Genomic DNA, 20,057 nt, shown 5'->3' with positions numbered 1-20,057 from the left:
GTCAGAAAGTGTATAATCACTTTCTGGCTTCTTTTTGATACGTAATCCAAGTAGCACAAGGGTTAAAAGGGAAGGCTTTTAATAATGCCATTGCATATATACTCGTTGAATCGAATTCACCCTGAATGAAAGAGTAGCTGTGTTTATTTGCATACATAGCTTGTTTGAAGACGAGCAGTTTCAGTAAGGATACATTTTCTGTAGTGTGAGTCCCGCACCATCCGAGTTCTACCGTATTATCCTTTTCTGATGTATGGAGGAAAGAGTACGCAATAATTTTATTCTCTTCATCTATCATGACAAAGCTCCCATCTAGTAACACATCATCAGCTAAGATCTTTTCTTTCCAAGTTTCTAGCGGGAATGAGGCAACAGGATTTGCTAAGTGAGTATCTTCATAATTCGTTTTTACTAAGTGAGCTAGTTTTTCAAAGAAGCTATTATTGGATAAAATGTTTGATAAGTTTTGCACATTATAATCTGAATGAAGCGTTGTCCCGATAGGAATGATTTTTTGTACGTCTAATATTGGCATATATGTTCTTCTGATTTCCGTAAAATTACGTTCTTCATAATAGGATTTTAAATGAGCTGACGTTTCCCATATAGAGGTTTGTAATGGGAGTTTAAAGTTTTCTCGTTTTTGAATCTCGTTTAATAAAAATTGTTCTATGTGTAGCTCTGAATAGAAAGGGTTCGTATATATTCGAAAGTATGTGCAGTATGGGTGGAAGTTACTGTTCCAGGTGAAAAAGACGCCTACTACATCTTTTTTACAGTAGGCAACATACGCACATTTTGTTATATTATCTCGTAGTAAGTGAAATAGATACGATTCTTCATTGTATAAGTCAATAAGTTGTTTTACTTGTAGCTCATGGCTGCTACTATATTTTTCTATAACAAGAGTATGTTTATGGGAAGACTTCTTCATAGCTCAATCCAAAATCTTCTTACTACATTCCCATCTTCCTCAATGAAATCATCATCACGAAGCCCACCGTTATGTAAAATTGTTTTTTCAGAAGCAGTATTCGCTTCATCACAAACGATAAGTGCTTTCGTGATGTTTAATTCCTTCGTTTTTTCTAGCGATAATTCTAATAACTTCGTAGCAAAACCTTTTCTTCTTTCCGAAGGGCGAATGCCATAACCAATATGACCTCCAGCGTTAAATAAATGTTCGGTTAAACTATGACGTATATTAACAGCTCCTACAATTTTATTTTCATCTGTGACGAGCCAATATGTAGAGTCTGGTACCCAAGATTCGGGAAGGTTTATTCCGTTATGCGCATCGTGAAGTTCTTGAATCATTGCCTTGAAATTAGAGGGGTCTTTGGAGATAACCCACGGAATCATTGTTTCACCGCTATCTTTCCATTCGTTATAAAAATCTAAGTATTCTTCTTGTAAATCGGTAGTAGGTGTAAGTAAAGAGACGTTCATTGTTTGTAAGCTCCTTTATTTATGTAGTATGTATAAAAAATTACAGCACAAAATGAAAGCGTTTTCTAAAATTTCTCAACCTCATTTCATGTAATCCACCTTTATTTTTTTAGAAAATTAGTGGAGTTTTAAAATTAGAAGTTATTTATTTTGTGTTAATATTTAAAATATTAACACAAAACGGCCTGGGTATTAAGTGTATTTTAGTAAGATTCCTTCATATCGATAAATGGATGTGTGTGATAATTTTTGTTTTATCTATCTATAATCAACGAAAGGGGGAAGGGCTCGTGAGTGTAAATATTGATTTCATTATACGAATCGGTGTTGCGGGTTTGTTAGGAGCAATAATCGGAATTGAAAGGGAAATTCGATCAAAAGAGGCGGGATTAAAAACACATTTCCTAGTAGCGGTAGGAAGTGCTTTAATAATGGTCGTTTCGAAATATGCCTTTTCAGATATTATGTATGAAGAACATATTGCTCTTGATCCGAGCCGTATTGCAGCGCAGGTTGTTAGTGGAGTAGGTTTTTTAGGTGCAGGTACAATTATAATTCAAAAGCAGGCGGTGAAAGGATTAACGACAGCGGCTGGTTTATGGGCTACAGCAGGAATTGGATTAGCAATTGGGGCTGGCATGTATGTAGTAGGAATTGGAGCGACAATTCTCGTTTTAATTGGTTTAGAGATTGTGAGCCGTATTTTTAAGGTGCAATTTTTATTTCTTCAAAGCATAACAGTGCAAATACATATAAATAAACATGAAGCGATACAACAAATAGTAGAAACGCTACAAGTGAAAGGCATTCCAATACTTTCATATGAAGTGGAAGCTTTACAGCAAGGGTCAGAAACTGTTTATAAGGTAGGGATACAGCTGAAAAATATATCATCAGAAGAAAAGAATGAGTTGATTCAGCATATGCAAACATTCCCAGAAATTACGTTTATAAAGTTAAAATCATAGCGCTGAAAACAAGGATAGATGTAGCAGGAAATTCGCTATTATCTATCTTTGTTTGATATAAAATGCACATAAAGTCAAGTGTTAATTTTGCTAGGCATGGATACATGTGTGAACGTTCCCTTATTTTTTCTCAATACAGAATAAAAAGTAAGAATAGTAAAATAATGGTGCAGGACACTAAAAAATGTAAGGTAGGGGAGAGCATGAAAGGCTATTCAAAAAAAGTGTTAGTAGGGGTAAGTTTTGCTAGTTTAATGTTAGGGAGTTTCCAAGGGAGCACATTGGCAGAAAGTACAAAGGGAGAGCAAGTTTCTTATCGGAACGTTCTCAAAATGGAGCCAGTTGGTGTGCAATTACCAGTGCAAGAATTAGCTCATTCATCAAAAGTGCTTGAAAATAAGTCTTTTGAGAAAAGGGTACAATTTGCTGATTTGTCTCAAAGACCTCCTGAAGTCAAAAAAGAAAGTAAGCAATTAGCTGCAGTGAAAACTTACACAATTGCTGAATTAAATCAATTGAGCAATCAGCAGTTAGTAGATTTACTCGTAACAATAGATTGGGAGCAAATTACTGGTCTATTTCAGTTTAATAAGGATAGTCTTGCATTCTATCAAAATGATAGTAGAATGCAGGCAATTATTGATAAATTGAAGCAGCAAGGACAAGCTTATACGAAAGATGATTCCAAAGGGATTGAGACTTTAGTAGAGGTATTACGATCAGGGTTTTATTTAGGATTTTATAATGCAGAATTAAGTAAACTAAATGAGCGAAGCTATCATGATAAATGCTTACCTGCATTAAAAACAATTGCGAATAACCCGAATTTCAAACTCGGTACATTAGAACAAAATAGGGTTGTTTCATCATACGGAAAATTAATAGGAAATGCTTCGAGTGATGTGGAAACGATAACAGCAGCTGCAAAGATTTTTAAACAATATAATGAAAATTTTGCTACATTAGTAGACAACCTTTCAGCTGGAAATGCGATTTACGATATTATGCAAGGTGTTGACTACGATATTCAATCGTATTTGTACGATACGAGAAAAGCCCCGAAAGATACAATGTGGTACCAAAAAATTGATAGCTATGTCAATGAATTAAGTCGTTTTGCCTTAATTGGAACGGTAACAGCGAAGAATGGATGGTTAATTAATAATGGTATTTATTATACAGGTAGACTCGGTACATTCCATAGTACAGGAACGAAAGGATTGCAAGTTGTAACAGACGCAATGAAAATGTATCCGTATTTAGGAGAGCAATATTTCGTAGCGGCTGAGCAAATTGCGACGAACTATGGCGGGAAAGATGCAAATGGAAATGTTGTGAATTTAGATCAAATACGAGAAGATGGAAAGAAAAAGTATTTGCCGAAAACGTATACGTTTGATGATGGGGCAATTGTTTTAAAAGCTGGAGATAAAGTGACAGAAGAAAAAGTAAAACGTCTATATTGGGCGGCAAAAGAAGTGAAGGCACAATTCCATCGTACGGTTGAAAGTGATCAACCTTTAGAAAAAGGAAATCCTGATGATGTATTAACCATGGTTATTTACAATAGTCCAGCTGAATATCAATTTAACCGTCAATTGTACGGATATGAAACGAATAATGGCGGTCTTTATATAGAAGGAACAGGTACGTTCTTTACTTATGAACGTACGCCAGAAGAAAGCATTTATAGTTTAGAAGAATTGTTCCGACACGAGTTTACGCATTACTTACAAGGTAGATATGAAGTGCCAGGACTGTGGGGACAAGGTAAGATGTATGAGAATGAGAGATTATCTTGGTTTGAAGAAGGGAATGCAGAGTTTTTTGCAGGTGCAACGAGAACAGATAATGTTGTTCCGAGAAAGAGTATTATAGGAGGAATATCTTCAAATCCAGCAGAACGTTATACAGCAGAGAGAACGTTAAACGCAAAGTATGGAACATGGGATTTCTATAATTATTCCTTCGCTTTACAATCGTACATGTACAATAAGAGATATGATATGTTTGACAAAGTTCATGATCTTATTAGAAAAAATGATGTAACAGCATATGATGCATACCGCTCTGCATTAAGTAAAGATGCGAATTTAAATAAAGAGTATCAAGATTATATGCAAATGTTAGTCGATAACCGTGAGAAGTATAATGTTCCGTTAGTATCAAATGATTATTTAGCAACGCACGCACCGAAACCAGTTTCAGATATTGCGGCAGAAATTACGGCAGAAGCAAAATTAAATAATGTATCAGTTAAGAAAAATAAATCACAGTTCTTTAATACATTTACACTGCAAGGAACGTATACAGGTACGACTGCAAAAGGGGAATATGAAGACTGGAAAACAATTACACAAAACGTGAATGATACGTTAAAGCGTTTAAGTGCAAAAGAATGGACAGGCTATAAAACAGTAACAGCGTATTTTGTAAATTATCGTGTAAATGCAGCAGGACAATTTGAATATGACGTTGTATTCCATGGTATTAATACAGAAGAAGGTGCTGTGAATAAAGCGCCAGTTGCGGTTATAAATGGTCCATATAGTGGAAATGTAAATGAAGCAATTTCATTTAAAAGCGATGGTTCAAAAGATGAAGATGGAAAAATTGTAGCTTATAAATGGGAGTTTGGTGACGGTACTGTAAGTAATGAACAAAATCCGACTCACGTGTATACAAAAGAAGGAACATATACAGCGAAATTAACAGTAACAGATGATAAAGGATTAACGAATACTGCTACAACGAATGTAACGGTTCAAAAGAAAGAAGATAACAGCGTAGAAAAAGAGCCAAATAACTCATTCCAAACAGCAAATAAACTACAATTAAATCAAGTTTTACGCGCAAGTTTAGGAAATGGTGATACGAGTGATTTCTTTGAAATTAATATAGAAACGGCGAAAAACCTTCAAATTAATGTAACGAAGGAAAATAATATCGGAGTAAACTGGGTTCTTTATTCTGAAGCGGATTTAAATAATTATGTTACGTATGCACAGCAAGAAGGGAATAAGTTAGTAGGAAGTTACTACACGTATCCAGGAAAATATTATTTACATGTGTATCAGTATGGGGGGGGAACAGGGAATTATACGGTAGAAGTGAAATAGTAAAAAGGTCGCCGTGAGTGGCGACCTTTTTTTATGCGTTATACAAAAATTTCAAATGAAATTTATAAAAGCTTGATAGGCGATACCAATGGAAAATACGGTAGCTACCATATGTGCAGTCCATTTAGGCATATTTAATTTCAATACTGTATTGTACAAGATTCCATATACGATACAAATGATTAATATAAATGCAATGAATTGAAGAACTAGAAAAAATAGTGGTTGTTCTAAAGAATTAATATCATGTTGTTCCATTTATTCTCACTTCCTTTATTTAATATATTAATATAATTTATTCGCAAGTGGAAGATTTATTTCTATAAAGTACCAAAAATGTGATATGAAAGGTATATTGGTAATTACAAGAATTGATGCAAACTATAGTATAACGCGTAAAAAAGGTCGCCATGAATGGCGACCTTTTTTACGCGTTATACCCAAATAACTTTAAATCTTCTCCAGAGTCTGAAATGATCTCTTCGAACTGAAATCCTACTTTTTCTAAAAGCTTTCCTGAATTGATGTTATCAATAGTAGTAATTGCTACAATTCGTTTCAGTCCGAGCTTTTGTACACCGTATTCTATTACAGCAGAAGCTGATTCAAAACCATACCCTTTTGAACGGAATTTCTCTAAAAAGGCAAAACCGATATCGACATCTTCTAATGAATCTCTTTTAATAAGTCCGCACATACCAAGTGGAGTGAAATCATCTTTTCGTTCAACTAAGTAAAGACCAAATCCCATTTTATTATACATATCAACTGGTCCATTTAAGATGTATTTTTTTGCATCTTCTAAGTTTTTAATCCTTTTATCACCAATAAACTGAATCCATGCAGGATCGTTTACTAATTCAAGAATAAATGGAGCGTCTTTTATATGAAACCAGCGAAGAACGAGTCGTTCAGTTTCAAGAACTATCAATCCAATGCACCACCTTTAACATTTATAATAATTAGTATGGATTGCCTAATACGAAATCGCAACATATTTTAATAGAGTCCTGCTTGTTCACATAAAGTTCGTTTGTTTTGTATAAAGAGATATTTTATAATTAGGATTGATTGTAAAGAGTGAGATGCTTATACAATAACTCCTAGGTAACTAGGAGTTTTTACTATATAACTATCATTATTACTAAATATGACACACTACACATTCTACTCAAGGAGGTACATAATGAAAAAATTATATAATGCATCGTTTACGTATTTGATTATCGGTTTATTATCCGGAATTTTCGCTAGGGAGTATGGAAAGTATAAGGGGATTGTAGGATCTACTTTGTTAAATCTTTTGCATACACATACACTTGTACTTGGCTTTTTCTTCTTTTTAATTGCTTTAGGATTAGCAAAAGTATTCGCGTTTCATGAAGCGAAAAGTTTTAATAAGTGGTTTGTTGTACATAATATCGCATTAATTTTAATGTTAGGTTCATTGGCTGCAAGAGGGCTTCTTCAGCTAAATGGAGCGGACTTTAAAGGGTTAACTTATATTGTTGGGTTTTCTCATTCATTGATGGCAGTTACTTTAATTTGGTTTATGCTGTTAATAAAGAAGTCATTTAAAATATAGTTTTCTAGAAAAGAACTTGCAATATTTATTGCAAGTTCTTTTTGTTTTTTTTTGACAGAAGTAAATGAATTTCGTACATGTAAAACTTGAATTATTTAATTTTTCGGATTATTATGTATAAAATAGTTAACATATTTTGTAATTCTAATTTATAGAAAGTAGGAGAGTATAAGATGGAAATAACGATAGAGCGTTTAGTAAATGAATTAAAGGGTGTACTTCCCGGCGATCGAGTAGTTGTGAATACGACAGTAAGAGAGTTACATAGTAAAGATGAATCTTATCATGCTAGTAGTTTACCTGATGTAGTAGTTTTTCCGAAAACGACCGAAGAAGTTAGTGCGATAATGAAAGTAGCGAGTCAGCACGGAACAGCTGTCGTTCCGTTTGGAGTAGGGTCCAGTTTAGAGGGGCACGTAATTCCTTATGAAAAAGGGATTACAGTTGATTTTTCGTTAATGAACAAAATTCTTGAAATAAGAGAGAAAGATTTTCTAGTGAGAGTACAACCAGGAGTGACTCGCTCTCAGCTTAATAAAGAATTGAAAAAGTATGGATTGTTTTTTAGTGTGGATCCGGGAGCAGATGCAACGTTAGGTGGAATGGCTGCTACAAATGCAAGCGGAACGACAGCGGTTAAGTATGGGGTAATGCGTGATCAAGTTCGTGATTTAGAAGTCGTTCTTGCTGATGGAGAAGTAATACATACCGGGAATTTAGCAGCGAAGTCGTCATCAGGTTATCATTTAAATGGTATTTTCGTAGGTTCAGAAGGGACGCTTGGATGTTTTACGGAATTAACTGTAAAAGTATACGGTATACCAGAGCATGTTATGGCTGCAAGAGCGTCGTTTCCAACTATAAATGATGCAGTAGAAGCTGTTATTAACATACTACAAGCGGGTATTCCAATTGCGAGAATTGAACTTGTAGATGAATTATCTATGAAACAAGTAAACCATTATAATGAAACAAGTTACAGAGAAGAGCCTACACTGTTTTTAGAGTTTCACGGTAATGAAGCTGGGCTAAAGCAAGATATTGAATTTACGAAGGAAATTGTTTTTGATCATAAATGTAAAGAAGTTGCTTTTGAAACGGAAACTGCGGCGAGAAATAAATTATGGGATGCACGGCATAATCTAGCATATTCTTACGTTCATAGCTATCCTGGTAAAAAGCTTATGAGTACAGATGTATGTGTACCAATTTCAGAATTAGCTGGTGCAATCCAACATGCGAAAGAGACATTAGAAAAGAATGGTCTTGTTGGTGGCATTCTTGGTCATGTAGGAGACGGAAATTTCCATGTGCTCTTAATGGTTAATCCAAACGATAAAGAAGAAGTGAAAAAGGCGGATGAAATAAATGAAAGTATCGTTTTATATGCTCTTAAACGAGGTGGAACGTGTACGGGAGAACATGGCGTCGGAATTGGAAAAAGGAAGTATCAAGAAGAAGAACACGGGGCAGCATTAATCGTAATGGAAAAAATAAAGAAAGCTCTTGATTCGCAAAATATTTTGAATCCGAATAAAGTGTTTCAATTAAAGGATAGGAGCTGATCGGGTGAAAGTACTAGAAGCGATAAGTAATATAGCTGGAAAGTATTTTGCATTTTGGGTTATTTGTATTGCAGCTATTGCATATTTTATTCCTGCTCCATTTCTCGGATTAACTAGTTACATAACGATTTTACTTGGGGTTGTCATGTTTGGGATGGGATTAACATTAAAGGCTGTTGATTTCAAAATCATTGCTACAAAACCATTGCCAGTTATTATCGGTGTATGTGCTCAGTTTATTATTATGCCACTTGTCGCATACGTACTAGCCTACGTTATGAATCTGCCAGCTGAATTAGCAGCTGGACTAGTGTTACTCGGTTCAGTACCGGGTGGCACTGCATCAAATGTTATGGTTTATTTAGCAAAAGGGAACTTAGCGTTGTCTATTGCAATGACGTCATTATCAACGTTACTAGCACCCATTGCTACACCTCTTATTTTATTATTACTTGCAGGACAATGGATGCCAGTGAATGCTATGTCTATGTTTCTTTCTATCGTACAAGTCATTATCCTACCTATTATTTTAGGATTAGTGGTGAAGAAGTTTTTCCCTAAAACTGTTACGAAAGGAATTACTGTTATTCCTTTAATATCAGTATTAGCAATTATTATTATAGTTTCAGCGGTTGTTTCCGCAAATGTAAGTAGCATTACTTCTTCAGGCCTTCTTATCTTTATTGCGGTTATGCTCCATAATGCGTTCGGTTTTTTACTCGGATATATAACAGCGTTCGTACTTGGACTAGATGAAGGGACAAGAAGAGCTATTTCAATAGAAGTAGGAATGCAAAATTCAGGTTTAGGTGTTGCACTAGCAACCGCACATTTTGGACCAGCTGCGGCACTTCCAAGTGTATTAGCAGCAGTATGGCATAATATTGCAGGGCCGATTTTAGCAACCATCTGGTCAAAAAATGCAAAGAATACTTTCAGTGATGAAAATGTATCGGTAAATATAGAAAAATAGGAATGATAAAGAATGCAAAAACGTATTGTACATTTTGAAGGCTTAGTTGTATTCTTAGCCGCGATTTATATGTATTCATTATATGAATTTAGTTGGATTATATTTTGGATATTCCTATTAGCACCGGATTTATCAATGTTAGCTTATGGGATAAATAATCATATTGGTGCTAAAATCTATAATATATTTCACACATATATTATATCCATTTTAATAGCTATAGTAGGTGTTTATTTTAAGATGGATACCGTTATTATGATAGGCCTAATATGGACGGCACATATCGGAATGGATCGAATGTTTGGATATGGATTGAAATATGAGACTGATTTTAAGGATACTCATATTCAAAGGTTGTAAATTGTATTGGGAAGAGGGATATATTGAAACAGAGAATTACTATTGAAGAATATAACACCAAATGGGAAAGTGAATTTAATAAACTACAAACTCTCATTAACGATGTAATGGAAGACAGTATTTTATCCATTGAACATGTTGGCAGTACATCTATTAAAGGACTTGCAGCAAAACCAGTATTAGATATTGATATAGTGATATAAGATTACGGGATTTTTCCTGAAGTAGTAAAAAGGATTGAAACGATAGGATACTATCATCAGGCAGAATGGAGTTACAAAGGGAGAGAGGCGTTTGGTAGAAAGGATGCTTTCGTTCCATGGAACGGGGAAAGTACAGTTTGGATGGAACATCATTTGTATGTGTGTGACAAAAATAGCGAAGAGTTAAGAAGACATATAGCGTTTCGAGATTACCTTCGTGAACATGAAGATGTTGCTGTTGAATATGGACGTTTAAAGAAAGAATTAGCAAGAGAATCGAAAAATAGAGCGGGTTATAGTGAAGGTAAGACGGCATTTATTACAAATATATTAGAAAAAATAAACTAAGGTCGCATTGAGTATATGCGGCCTATTCTTTTTTAATTGAGAGCTGCCATTGTAAAAGAAATACAAACTGGCCCTGTTGAATGCTACGATACTTAAATATAATGAGAAATAAAAGATCGGAAAAGAGGGAACTTATGTATATACCAAAATATTTCGCAATACAAGATGAAGAAATGAAGTATGAAATAATGGAACAAAATAGCTTTGCGACATTATTTTCTCAACATAACGGGGAACCATATGCATCGCACTTACCGTTGTTATTAAATAGGGAGACTCTAACTTTACATGGCCATTTCGCACGTCCGAATGAACAGTGGAAAGATAGTGAGAATCAAGAAGTATTAGCTGTATTCCAAGGACCACATAGCTATATATCGCCGTCATGGTATGAAACAAAGGATGCAGTGCCAACATGGAATTATGTTGCAGTGCATGTATACGGTGAATTAGAAATTGTTGAAGATGAACAGGAATTAAGAGATTCTCTTCAAGAGTTAGTACGTAAATATGAAAATCCACAGAGTACGTACTCACTTAATGATGTAGACCCGAATTATATGGGAGGATTAAGTAAGGGAATAGTGGGCTTTAAAATAAAGATAAATAAAATAGAAGGAAAAGCGAAGTTAAGTCAAAATCATTCTGTGGAGAGACGGAATTTAGTTGTGGAGGAACTTGAGAAAGTTGGTAGTGAGGGGAGTAGGGGGATTGCAGGGTTGATGAAAGATTAACGATTATATAAAGGATATGCGCGTTTAATTTATATAAATTAAAAATTCGTGCTAATAATTAGCACGAATTTTTGTTATGCTTGTTTAAGCCCGTATGCTGGAGACCATGTATCGCCTTTATTTAAGGCTACATCTTTGGAATTATGACTAAATCCAAAACTCAAAATTAATGTCAATGCTACTGCCGATAGTGCTAAACCAATTTTTTTCATTATTTTAACGCCCCTTTAGCTAATGATTTTTTACGTGCTTGATTGCTTAAATAAAAATATTTACTTGCTTTGAAGTGATTTTCTTCTGCATAAAACTTATTTGCTATTCTTTCTGTATACTCTTCGATGCATTCCCATAACTCTTCTGTTTCGAAATAAGAAACTCCTGCTAAAACTACTTTTTCTATTTCAATTGTATTTGATTCTTTACAAAGCTCGTCTAAGATTTTAAATCGATATTGATATTCTTTAATTTCTAGTTTGTTACAGACGGATAAACCTCTTTCAATAAATTGAGATGCAGATTCTTTTTCACCTAATTTCAAATATTCATCTGCTTGCAGATAAAGAGCTTTAAAATGATTCGGCATACTTTCAGTAACTTCGGATAGATGACGAATTGCTAAAGAAGAAAGATTTTGATTTGCGTACAGTAAACCAATATTATTTCTTGTACGTAAAAGTAATGATTTTTCGCCTTTCTTTTTAAGAATATCGATAGCGGAGTTAAAACTTTCTTCAGCTTGTTCATATTGTCTTAAATCTAGACAAGATAGCCCGAAAACATTGTCACATGCAGCTAAATTAACTTCATATCCTGAGTGTGTAGAGAAAACTTTTTTAGCTTTTTGTATATAGTTGATTGCTAATAATGGGTTGTATATTTGGTAATAAAAAGAGGCGATACGATAATTGAATTCAGCAAGTTCTAATTCTTCAGGTACATATTTTAAAAGTTTTTCAGCTTTCTCGAAGTGATTTTTAGCTTCATTATAGTCTGCAAGAATGGTGCTATGAATGGCTTTAAAGAAGTGATAATAATAAGCAAGACAATTATTTTCGGGTACTGGATAAATATCAATTTTATTAAAAGCATCTTTAGTAATATTTAAACCATCCGTTAAAACTTCATATCTAAAATTAAAAAGTGAATAATACAATAGTAGATTAGTATCTTTTTCAGAACTAGAGATTTTATCCTCAATATCATTTTTAATCTTTGTTGCTTGAATAGTTTGATGTTTCAATATTACTCTATACCAATCATTAAATAATTTCGTAATTTGTTCATTGCCTTGTAGTTGAACGTTCATGAAATCCCCTCGCTTTTTGAATATTCTTATAAAATATAGTATCAAAAATAACAATATTTAGAAATGATGTTTTATATTTCTCAACATTTGTATAGTAGAGTTGTGATTAAGCTCATTGAAATAGAGTGGATTTTGTTTTTGGAGTAAAGAAAGAGCAGAAGCGAGGGTATAAAAAAGGTGTGCTCACACAATTTGTATGAACACACCTTTTTACATATTAAACAATCAAGTCCCACAAAAAGTACGATAAGGACGATTCGTCGGCGCAGGCGGAACGCAGTATTCTTCTTGATCTGTAGAATACGCATAAGGATTTGATAGAGCCTCAAGAAGTTTTTCCATTACGCTATAGTCGTCATTTGTGACAGCTGCTTCCAGTGCTTCTTCTACGCGATGGTTTCTTGGGATGATGGATGGGTTATTATTTTTCATCATTTCGTAGGCATTTTCTTTCAATTCTTCTTGTCTTTCTAATCGAGATTGCCACAGTTTGTACCATTCTTTAAATTCAGGGCTATCGAATAGAGGGGTATTTTCTAACGTATCAAGAGTTAATGAACGGAATGTATTTGTGTAATCAGCTTTATATTTCTCCATCATTTTTAAAAGTTGCTCAATAAGTGAATGATCTTGTTCTTCGTTGCTAAATAGTCCTAATTTCTTTTTCATTCCAATGAACCATAGGTTTTCATACTGTACGCTAAATTTTGAAATTTCATCTTGAGCAATCTTTAGTGCTTCTTCTTCATCTTCGTGTAGGATTGGTATTAAAGATTCAGCTAGTCGCGCGAGGTCCCATGCGGCCATATATGGCTGATTTCCATATGCGTAGCGACCTTGTGTATCAATGGAGCTAAATACGGTTCCTTGGTCATAATTGTCCATAAATGCACAAGGGCCATAATCAATCGTTTCTCCGCTAATTGTTATGTTGTCAGTGTTCATTACGCCGTGAATAAATCCAACAAGTTGCCATTTAGCAATGAGACTTGCTTGTTTCTTTATGACTTCTTGTAGCAATGCAGTATATCGGTTTTCATGAGCCTCAATTTCTGGATAATGCCTGTTTATTGTATAGTCAGCTAGTGATTGAAGATCCTCGATAGAACCACGAGCTGCAGCATATTGGAATGTGCCGACGCGTATATGGCTACTTGCTACTCTAGTTAGAATTGCTCCAGGTAACTTTGTTTCACGATAGGTTGGTTCACCAGTTGTAACAACTGCTAAACTGCGAGTAGTCGGAATATCAAGTGCATACATTGCTTCACTAATAATATACTCACGTAGCATCGGACCGAGTGCAGCACGACCATCACCGCGGCGTGAATACAGAGTAGGGCCAGAACCTTTTAGCTGAATGTCAAAACGTTTACCTGAAGGAGTCATTTGTTCGCCAATTAAAAGCGCACGACCGTCGCCTAACATATTAAAATGTCCGAATTGATGACCAGCATATGCTTGTGCTAATGGGTGAGCTCCTTCTGGGAGTGCATTACCAGCAAAAACAGCAATTTCAACTTCTTTTTTCAATTCTTCAGGATTAAAGCCAAGAGATATTGCGAGTGAATGGTTTAGTTTAACTAGCTCCGGTGAACTTACGGGAGTAGGGGGGATTTCTGTATAAAATGATTGCGGCAGAGTCGTATAACTATTATTTAAATTCCAACCAGCTTCATTATTTTTAGTCATTTTATCTCCTCCTTGTTTATTTTTTTATTATGTATTTGTACGTATGTATTCTTTGTAAAGTTAGCTAAAAGTATAATATGATATTTCCCCTTGCAATCTATTGTAAGGACTTCACTGCACTATGTCTATTTAACAGTAAATACAAAGACCCCATTTTAAGAGAATGGAGTCTTTGTTATTATTTTATTTTTACGATTATTTTTCCTTTTGCTCTTCCAGCTTCTGAATATTCCATTGCTTTTTGCGCATCTTCAAAAGGGAAAACTCGATCGATAACCGGTTTGATTTCACCTGTTTCAATGTAATTTGCGATAGTACGTAATTGATCTCCGCTTGGCTTCATAAATAAAAATGAATATTGCGCATTATGCTTCTTTTCAAGTGCAGTAAGTTTTCTACTTGCTAATGAAAATAAGAGTGTTTTAAAAAATCCGGAACCAAATTCTTTACCGAATCGAGCATTTGGCATTCCTGAAACGGAAACGATGTTGCCACCGCTTTTTATAATATTGAATGATTTTTCAAGTGTTGTACCGCCGATTGTATCAAATACTGCATCATAATTTGTTAGTATTTCTTCAAATTTTTCTATTTTGTAATTAATAATTTCATCTGCGCCAAGAGACTTTACTAAATCGGAACCAGCTTCACTAGCAGTCGTTGTAACGGTAGCGCCCATTATTTTTGCTAACTGAATTGCGAAAGTACCAACACCGCCAGAGCCAGCGTGAATTAAAATGTTTTGTCCTTTTTGTAAGTGCATAATGTCATGTAATGCTTGATAGGATGTTAAGCCAACGAGTGGAATCGACGCCGCTTCCTCAAAACTAAAATTTTTTGGTTTTAAAGCTATATCATCCTCATGAATGGCTATATATTCCGCGAAAGTGCCGATCTTATTTTTTCTTGGACGTGCATATATTTCATCGCCGACTTTAAAACGATTCACTTTTGATCCAACCTTTACGATAACACCGGAAAAGTCATTCCCAAGGATTAGGGGCATTTCATATTTAAGTAACATCTTTACTTTTCCATCACGTATTTTAAAGTCGATTGGGTTAATGCTAGCTGCATGAATTTCTGCGAGCACTTCATGCTCATTTATTTCAGGAGTAGGTACCTCTGCCATACGCATTGAAACTTTCCCGTATTTATCAATTATCATTGCTTTCATTTCTTATACCTCCAAACTTCAATAAAAGTTGTGTAATAGCTTTTCAATATCTAATACAAGATTTTTTAATACACTTAATTTTGTACGTATATCAATATAATAAAAGTTTTTTGTACCTTCTTTTCGCATTAAAATAATACCAGCTTCTCGTAAAATCCGAAGGTGATGTGATACTGCTGGTCGAGAAAGGTGTGTTTGTTTCGTGATTTCTCCTACACGTAATCCGGTTTGACATTCTGTTTCCATGAGAACTAACAAAATAGCTTGCCGTGTTTCATCGCCAATTGCCAATAATACTTTTTGAGAATCAATAAAATCTTTTTTTATAATATTTAATTGTTCTTGTTTATTCATTTCAATCACTTTACCTCCAAAAAATTAGTCGAAAGGTTTAAGATGATGAACCATTGCATCGATACGATAATGCTACATGATTGTTGAATGAGCTGCAATATTGGGAAAGAAAATCGAGACGAATGAATGATTACAAGTTAAAAAGTATGGCCTTGTAAAAATGTATTAGCTTTTGGATTATATTTAAAAATCAAATGAATTTGTTTTATATAAGGAAATGCCTACTGTTATTATGCTTTCAACTTACAAAATAAAAATATTGTAAGTTGAAAAAGGATATGTTAATCTTATAACCTAATTGAAATCGTATTTTTTTGCACTCAACTTACAAATAATAAAAAATGTAAGTTGTTATTGTAATAATATTATGTAAATAAATTGGACGGTGAGAAAAATGACAGAGAAGGCGTTAACGAAAAATGTTGTTTTAGATGCAGCTGAAAAAGAATTAATGAAGTACGGATGGAGTAGAACGACTCTTGTTAGTATTGCGAAGTCACTTGATGTTAGTCATGCAGCTTTATATTCTTATTTTCGGAGTAAGGCCACGCTGCGCGATGCTATTTTAGAAAGGTGGCTGCTTAAGTACTCAGATCAGCTTGAGCAAATTGCGGGAAAAGATGAAGAGACGGAAATCATTTTACAAGAGTGGTTCTTTCATTTATTTCAGCTTAAAAAGAGAGAGCTACTTGAAAACGAAGAGTTATTTACATTAAATAGTTCGTTAGTGCAGCAAAAGAATAAGGTGATTCAAAAGCACGAAGAAAGATTAGTTGGACAACTGGAGAACGTGATAAATCGTGGAATAGAGCGCAATGAGATTGAAAAACAAGATAGTTTGTTTTTAGCGCATACGCTATTTAGGTTACTTTCATCGTTCTATCACCCTGCTTTTTCTGAGAGATGGAAAGAAGAGAGGATAAACGAAGAGTTTCAAAAGTCGTGGGAGATTGTTGCCTGTGGCATTTTTCAAAAGTAAAAAGTTACGTATCATATAAGGCTTTCAAATAGTAAGAGAAGGGGAGATTATATGAGTCATTATAAAGAAGAGCAACAACGTGTAGATGTAGTTATTGAAAAAGTAGACGAGGAACTGAAAGAGCTGGATGATCGAGTTGGCTCAGTGAAGTCTGAAATTGTAAGTATTAGAAAAAACTTTTGGGAAGATGTAAAAGTAAATATAGATAATATTAAAGAAGCGGTTGAAACGGCGGCGAGTATTAGGCAAGAGGCAGAGTTTCTTGCTGAAAGAGAACATATACATCGTCACACGAAAAATGAATATAACCTTTTAACGAAAATAAAAGAAACGCCGTATTTTGGGCGGATTGATTTTAAAGAAGATGATGAAGCGGATACTGATGAAATGTATATCGGTATCGGCTCTTTTTATGATAAAGAAAATGATGAGTTTTTAGTATACGATTGGCGGGCACCTATTTCGAGCCTTTATTATGATTACACTTTAGGGAGGGCCCAGTATAAAGCCCCCATAGGTACGATTTCAGGTGATTTACTTTTAAAACGTCAATACATGATTCGAAACGGAACGATTCAAAGTATGTTTGATACAGGTGTGACAATAGGTGATGAGTTATTACAAGAAGTACTTGGAAGAAATGCAAGTGAACAAATGAAAAGTATTGTAGCGACAATACAAAAGGAACAAAATCAAATTATTCGAAACGATAAAAGTGATGTGTTAATTGTGCAAGGGACTGCTGGGAGCGGGAAAACTTCAGCAGCACTGCAACGTGTTGCGTATTTATTGTATCGTTACCGTGGCACGGTTCATGCGGATCAAATGTTACTGTTTTCTCCGAATGAGTTGTTCAATAGTTATATTGCGAACGTTTTGCCAGAGCTTGGGGAAGAAAATATGCAACAAACGACTTTTCAAGCGTATGTGGAACATATGATTGGAAGAAGCTTTACTGTAGAAGATTCATTTGCGCAGTTAGAATACGTTTTAACGAAAAAGCATGAAAGTACGTATGAAAATAGAGTGAAAGGCATTCAATATAAATCTTCGGTTGAATTTATGGGACTACTTGAGAAATACGCGCGAAGCTTAAGTGAAAAAGGTTTACAATTTCATGATGTTACATGTAAAGGTGAAGTACTCATAGAGGCAAAATCAATATGTGCGTATTTTTATAGTTTAGATATGTCTATTGCTATACCGAATCGAATGCAACTTACAATGGAATGGATTCTTCGGAAGTTACATGCATTTGAAAAGATAGAAGTGAAAAAAGACTGGGTGGAACGAGAAATTCAGTATTTAAATAAAGAAGATTACAATCGCATATATGAAAAATTAGAGAAGGATAATCAATTTGATTATTATGAGAAGGAACATGAGTTATTAACGAAATATGTAGTGAAAAAACATTTTCGTTCGTTACGTAGAAGGGTAAAAAAGTTCACTTTTGTAAATCATCCGGCGATTTTTCAGCAGTTATTTGAAAGTATGCAGAAAGATATTTTCGTACCAGATTGCTGGGGAAATATATGTAAGCAGACAGTGAAACGTTTGAAGAATAAACAGCTAGCAAATGAAGATGCCACGCCGTATTTATTTTTAAAAGAATTACTTGAAGGTTTTAAAACGAATCATCTTGTAAAGTTTGTATTCATTGATGAAGTACAAGACTATACAGCATTTCAATTAGCATTTCTAAAAAGATTATTTCCGAAGGCGAAATGGACATTGCTTGGTGATCATAATCAAAATATTTTTTCGTATGATCAAAATAGAGAGAAGAATTTTACCTCCACATTATTTGCGAATCGTAAAGTGGAAACAGTCCAGCTTAACCGTAGTTATCGATCGACAAAACCAATCATTGAGTTTACAAAGTGTATGATTCCAAATGGAAATGATATTCAAGCTTTTAACAGGGATGGTAAGAAGCCTGTTTATATAAAAGTAAGTGATGAACGAGAGCATGTAGAGAATATGGTGCTTAAGGTGAAAGAGTTAGAAGAAAAAGTTTATAAAACAATTGCCGTTATTTGTAGAACGAATAAAGAATGTATGAAAGTTATGGAGCTAATAGGGGATACATTACATGTTCATCTGATGCAAAAAGAGAATACAACTTATGAGAAAGGCGTTGTTGTTATTCCTGCTTACTTGGCGAAAGGGATAGAATTTGATGCTGTTATTATATTTGATGCTTCTAAAGGTAGTTATTATAGAGAGTCTGAACGCAATTTGTTTTACACAGCATGTACGAGGGCGATGCATGAATTATATGTCTATTATGCCGGGGAGATAACGGAATTTCTTACACAAGTTCCAAAAGAATTATATACAAAGGAGAGATGTTAAATGGCGAATCAATATAATACTATTCAAAATTGTAGTAAAGAAGTGTCAATGTTATTACCACTTCCGAAGTATGTAAAGTTAGTACGGGAGCATGAAGAATTACGTGATGGTGTACAAGTTTCCATCAAGCGCTATCAGGCAGAAGGGCCGCTACATTATGGTGGTGCTCATATTACAACCATTACTTCTCAAAATGGTAAGTGCTTATTAAGTTATACGAATATGATGCCAGTGTACTTAAATAAACTGCCTCATAAAGATGATGCTGAAAAATTAGCAATGGATGTAATGGAAAAGGTTGATCAACAATATGCAAGTGGTTTAACTTTACTTCGTATAGAAAAACAAACGAGACAGTATAAAGATGAAGGAGAAACTGTTACTTTCACTGTTTTATGGGTGAAAATGATGCATGATAACGGGAATTTTAACTGGGTGACAATTGGAGGCAACGGACAAATCATCGAATTTGAGCGTGAAGTACGCTGGGATTATATGATGAGTCGTCGTCAAACGGAAATGTGGTATTACGATAATTGGGTGTTGGCACGTATGGGAAAAGGTCCGCAATTAATGCCGCCAGCTGCTTTAGCATAGAAACTATCTATTTAAAAAATATTCACAAATATTAATAGGTTTGGTATGATTAATTTCGACAAGTTAATCGAGGCCGGAGATATTTGAGATAAGCCATAAATTTATTTAGGGATACAGAAGTGTCCTCTAAATAAATTATGGCTTTTTTTATTGATGAACTGTAATTAATACGGAGTTACATGTGAATAGGAGGGATATGGAAAAAATAGTATAGTAATAACATAAGGGAATTATATTTGTAAGATTGGAATTTTAATATAGGCTTATAAAAATAATGAAAGTGTATCTTC

Annotated in this window: 19 protein-coding genes and 1 pseudogene; 11 read left to right on the top strand and 9 right to left on the bottom strand. The window is 34.4% G+C overall.

Annotated features, from left to right (window positions below; translation table 11 throughout):
- Positions 1-16: 16 nt before the first annotated feature.
- Together VF726_RS19025 and VF726_RS19020 are read right to left on the bottom strand one after the other, a co-directional pair.
- Positions 17-934, bottom strand: a complete 918-nt coding sequence (locus VF726_RS19025) for a GNAT family acetyltransferase (RefSeq protein ID WP_440171150.1) — start codon at positions 932-934, stop codon at positions 17-19.
- The gene (locus tag VF726_RS19020) at positions 931-1,449 is read right to left on the bottom strand and encodes a GNAT family N-acetyltransferase (RefSeq protein WP_440171147.1); all 519 of its coding nucleotides are present in this window, start codon (positions 1,447-1,449) and stop codon (positions 931-933) included. Before VF726_RS19020 ends, VF726_RS19025 begins: the two co-directional genes overlap by 4 nt.
- Before the next feature lie 290 nt (positions 1,450-1,739).
- On the opposite strand from VF726_RS19020, the gene VF726_RS19015 reads away from it, so the two are divergent.
- Together VF726_RS19015 and colA are read left to right on the top strand one after the other, a co-directional pair.
- Complete coding sequence (locus VF726_RS19015) at positions 1,740-2,417, top strand: MgtC/SapB family protein (RefSeq protein ID WP_440171144.1); 678 nt, start codon at positions 1,740-1,742, stop codon at positions 2,415-2,417.
- Between the two features lie 203 nt (positions 2,418-2,620).
- Positions 2,621-5,536: a collagenase ColA gene (colA, locus tag VF726_RS19010; protein WP_440171141.1), complete on the top strand. Its 2,916-nt coding sequence runs from the start codon at positions 2,621-2,623 to the stop codon at positions 5,534-5,536.
- Between the two features lie 51 nt (positions 5,537-5,587).
- Here colA and VF726_RS19005 read toward each other — a convergent pair whose 3' ends face one another.
- Together VF726_RS19005 and VF726_RS19000 are read right to left on the bottom strand one after the other, a co-directional pair.
- Entirely contained in the window at positions 5,588-5,794 is a 207-nt protein-coding gene (locus VF726_RS19005) for a hypothetical protein (protein ID WP_270607512.1), read from the bottom strand.
- A gap of 169 nt (positions 5,795-5,963) precedes the next feature.
- Positions 5,964-6,467: a GNAT family N-acetyltransferase gene (locus VF726_RS19000; RefSeq protein WP_440171138.1), complete on the bottom strand. Its 504-nt coding sequence runs from the start codon at positions 6,465-6,467 to the stop codon at positions 5,964-5,966.
- 255 nt (positions 6,468-6,722) lie between these two features.
- On the opposite strand from VF726_RS19000, the gene VF726_RS18995 reads away from it, so the two are divergent.
- The 6 genes and pseudogenes from VF726_RS18995 to VF726_RS18970 all read left to right on the top strand — a co-directional run bounded on the left by VF726_RS18995 (position 6,723) and on the right by VF726_RS18970 (position 11,304).
- A complete protein-coding gene (locus VF726_RS18995) occupies positions 6,723-7,121 on the top strand; it encodes a DUF2871 family protein (RefSeq protein WP_000737904.1) in 399 nt (132 codons plus the stop codon).
- 173 nt (positions 7,122-7,294) lie between these two features.
- Positions 7,295-8,686 (top strand): FAD-binding oxidoreductase, encoded by a 1,392-nt coding sequence (locus VF726_RS18990; protein ID WP_440171135.1) that lies wholly within the window; start codon positions 7,295-7,297, stop codon positions 8,684-8,686.
- Positions 8,687-8,690: 4 nt separating this feature from the next.
- Entirely contained in the window at positions 8,691-9,659 is a 969-nt protein-coding gene (locus tag VF726_RS18985) for a bile acid:sodium symporter family protein (protein ID WP_440171133.1), read from the top strand.
- A 12-nt stretch (positions 9,660-9,671) separates the two neighbouring features.
- Complete coding sequence (locus VF726_RS18980; RefSeq protein ID WP_001172040.1) at positions 9,672-10,019, top strand: DUF4260 domain-containing protein; 348 nt, start codon at positions 9,672-9,674, stop codon at positions 10,017-10,019.
- Between the two features lie 23 nt (positions 10,020-10,042).
- Positions 10,043-10,570 (top strand): annotated as a pseudogene (locus tag VF726_RS18975) (GrpB family protein).
- A gap of 134 nt (positions 10,571-10,704) precedes the next feature.
- On the top strand, positions 10,705-11,304 hold the full coding sequence (locus tag VF726_RS18970; RefSeq protein WP_440171130.1) for an FMN-binding negative transcriptional regulator: 600 nt from the start codon (positions 10,705-10,707) through the stop codon (positions 11,302-11,304).
- A 74-nt stretch (positions 11,305-11,378) separates the two neighbouring features.
- On the opposite strand, the gene VF726_RS18965 is transcribed toward VF726_RS18970, so the two are convergent.
- The 5 genes from VF726_RS18965 to VF726_RS18945 form a co-directional block, all read right to left on the bottom strand.
- A complete protein-coding gene (locus VF726_RS18965) occupies positions 11,379-11,516 on the bottom strand; it encodes a Phr family secreted Rap phosphatase inhibitor (RefSeq protein ID WP_071741755.1) in 138 nt (45 codons plus the stop codon).
- Positions 11,516-12,610 carry a hypothetical protein gene (locus VF726_RS18960; RefSeq protein WP_061131706.1) on the bottom strand — a complete coding sequence of 365 codons (1,095 nt, stop codon included), beginning with the start codon at positions 12,608-12,610 and terminating at the stop codon, positions 11,516-11,518. Before VF726_RS18960 ends, VF726_RS18965 begins: the two co-directional genes overlap by 1 nt.
- A gap of 225 nt (positions 12,611-12,835) precedes the next feature.
- Positions 12,836-14,302, bottom strand: coding sequence for a protein adenylyltransferase SelO (locus VF726_RS18955; protein ID WP_440171126.1), 1,467 nt, complete (start codon positions 14,300-14,302; stop codon positions 12,836-12,838).
- 178 nt (positions 14,303-14,480) lie between these two features.
- Positions 14,481-15,479 (bottom strand): NADP-dependent oxidoreductase, encoded by a 999-nt coding sequence (locus tag VF726_RS18950; RefSeq protein WP_440171124.1) that lies wholly within the window; start codon positions 15,477-15,479, stop codon positions 14,481-14,483.
- 18 nt (positions 15,480-15,497) lie between these two features.
- Positions 15,498-15,842 (bottom strand): ArsR/SmtB family transcription factor, encoded by a 345-nt coding sequence (locus tag VF726_RS18945; RefSeq protein WP_440171121.1) that lies wholly within the window; start codon positions 15,840-15,842, stop codon positions 15,498-15,500.
- 385 nt (positions 15,843-16,227) lie between these two features.
- Between VF726_RS18945 and VF726_RS18940 the strand changes: the two genes are divergently transcribed.
- From VF726_RS18940 to VF726_RS18930, 3 genes are read left to right on the top strand one after another with little or no spacing between them, the layout of a single operon-like run.
- Entirely contained in the window at positions 16,228-16,812 is a 585-nt protein-coding gene (locus tag VF726_RS18940) for a TetR family transcriptional regulator (RefSeq protein WP_440171119.1), read from the top strand.
- Positions 16,813-16,863: 51 nt separating this feature from the next.
- A complete protein-coding gene (helD, locus tag VF726_RS18935; protein ID WP_440171117.1) occupies positions 16,864-19,170 on the top strand; it encodes an RNA polymerase recycling motor HelD in 2,307 nt (768 codons plus the stop codon).
- Positions 19,171-19,767, top strand: coding sequence for a hypothetical protein (locus VF726_RS18930; RefSeq protein ID WP_440171114.1), 597 nt, complete (start codon positions 19,171-19,173; stop codon positions 19,765-19,767).
- Positions 19,768-20,057: the final 290 nt, after the last annotated feature.

The sequence above is a fragment of the Bacillus sp. Brlt_9 genome (genome assembly GCF_051948935.1).
GTDB lineage: Bacteria > Bacillota > Bacilli > Bacillales > Bacillaceae_G > Bacillus_A.
The sequence above is the reverse complement of the archived record's forward strand: the minus strand, read 5'-3'. Positions and strand labels throughout refer to the sequence as shown.

Coding starts and splice junctions, on each gene's coding strand:
- VF726_RS19025 (WP_440171150.1), bottom strand. CDS start 934: ATGAAGAAGTCTTCCCATAAACATACTCTTGTTATAGAAAAATATAGT.
- VF726_RS19020 (WP_440171147.1), bottom strand. CDS start 1,449: ATGAACGTCTCTTTACTTACACCTACTACCGATTTACAAGAAGAATAC.
- colA (WP_440171141.1), top strand. CDS start 2,621: ATGAAAGGCTATTCAAAAAAAGTGTTAGTAGGGGTAAGTTTTGCTAGT.
- VF726_RS19005 (WP_270607512.1), bottom strand. CDS start 5,794: ATGGAACAACATGATATTAATTCTTTAGAACAACCACTATTTTTTCTA.
- VF726_RS18995 (WP_000737904.1), top strand. CDS start 6,723: ATGAAAAAATTATATAATGCATCGTTTACGTATTTGATTATCGGTTTA.
- VF726_RS18990 (WP_440171135.1), top strand. CDS start 7,295: ATGGAAATAACGATAGAGCGTTTAGTAAATGAATTAAAGGGTGTACTT.
- VF726_RS18980 (WP_001172040.1), top strand. CDS start 9,672: ATGCAAAAACGTATTGTACATTTTGAAGGCTTAGTTGTATTCTTAGCC.
- VF726_RS18970 (WP_440171130.1), top strand. CDS start 10,705: ATGTATATACCAAAATATTTCGCAATACAAGATGAAGAAATGAAGTAT.
- VF726_RS18965 (WP_071741755.1), bottom strand. CDS start 11,516: ATGAAAAAAATTGGTTTAGCACTATCGGCAGTAGCATTGACATTAATT.
- VF726_RS18960 (WP_061131706.1), bottom strand. CDS start 12,610: ATGAACGTTCAACTACAAGGCAATGAACAAATTACGAAATTATTTAAT.
- VF726_RS18955 (WP_440171126.1), bottom strand. CDS start 14,302: ATGACTAAAAATAATGAAGCTGGTTGGAATTTAAATAATAGTTATACG.
- VF726_RS18950 (WP_440171124.1), bottom strand. CDS start 15,479: ATGAAAGCAATGATAATTGATAAATACGGGAAAGTTTCAATGCGTATG.
- VF726_RS18940 (WP_440171119.1), top strand. CDS start 16,228: ATGACAGAGAAGGCGTTAACGAAAAATGTTGTTTTAGATGCAGCTGAA.
- helD (WP_440171117.1), top strand. CDS start 16,864: ATGAGTCATTATAAAGAAGAGCAACAACGTGTAGATGTAGTTATTGAA.
- VF726_RS18930 (WP_440171114.1), top strand. CDS start 19,171: ATGGCGAATCAATATAATACTATTCAAAATTGTAGTAAAGAAGTGTCA.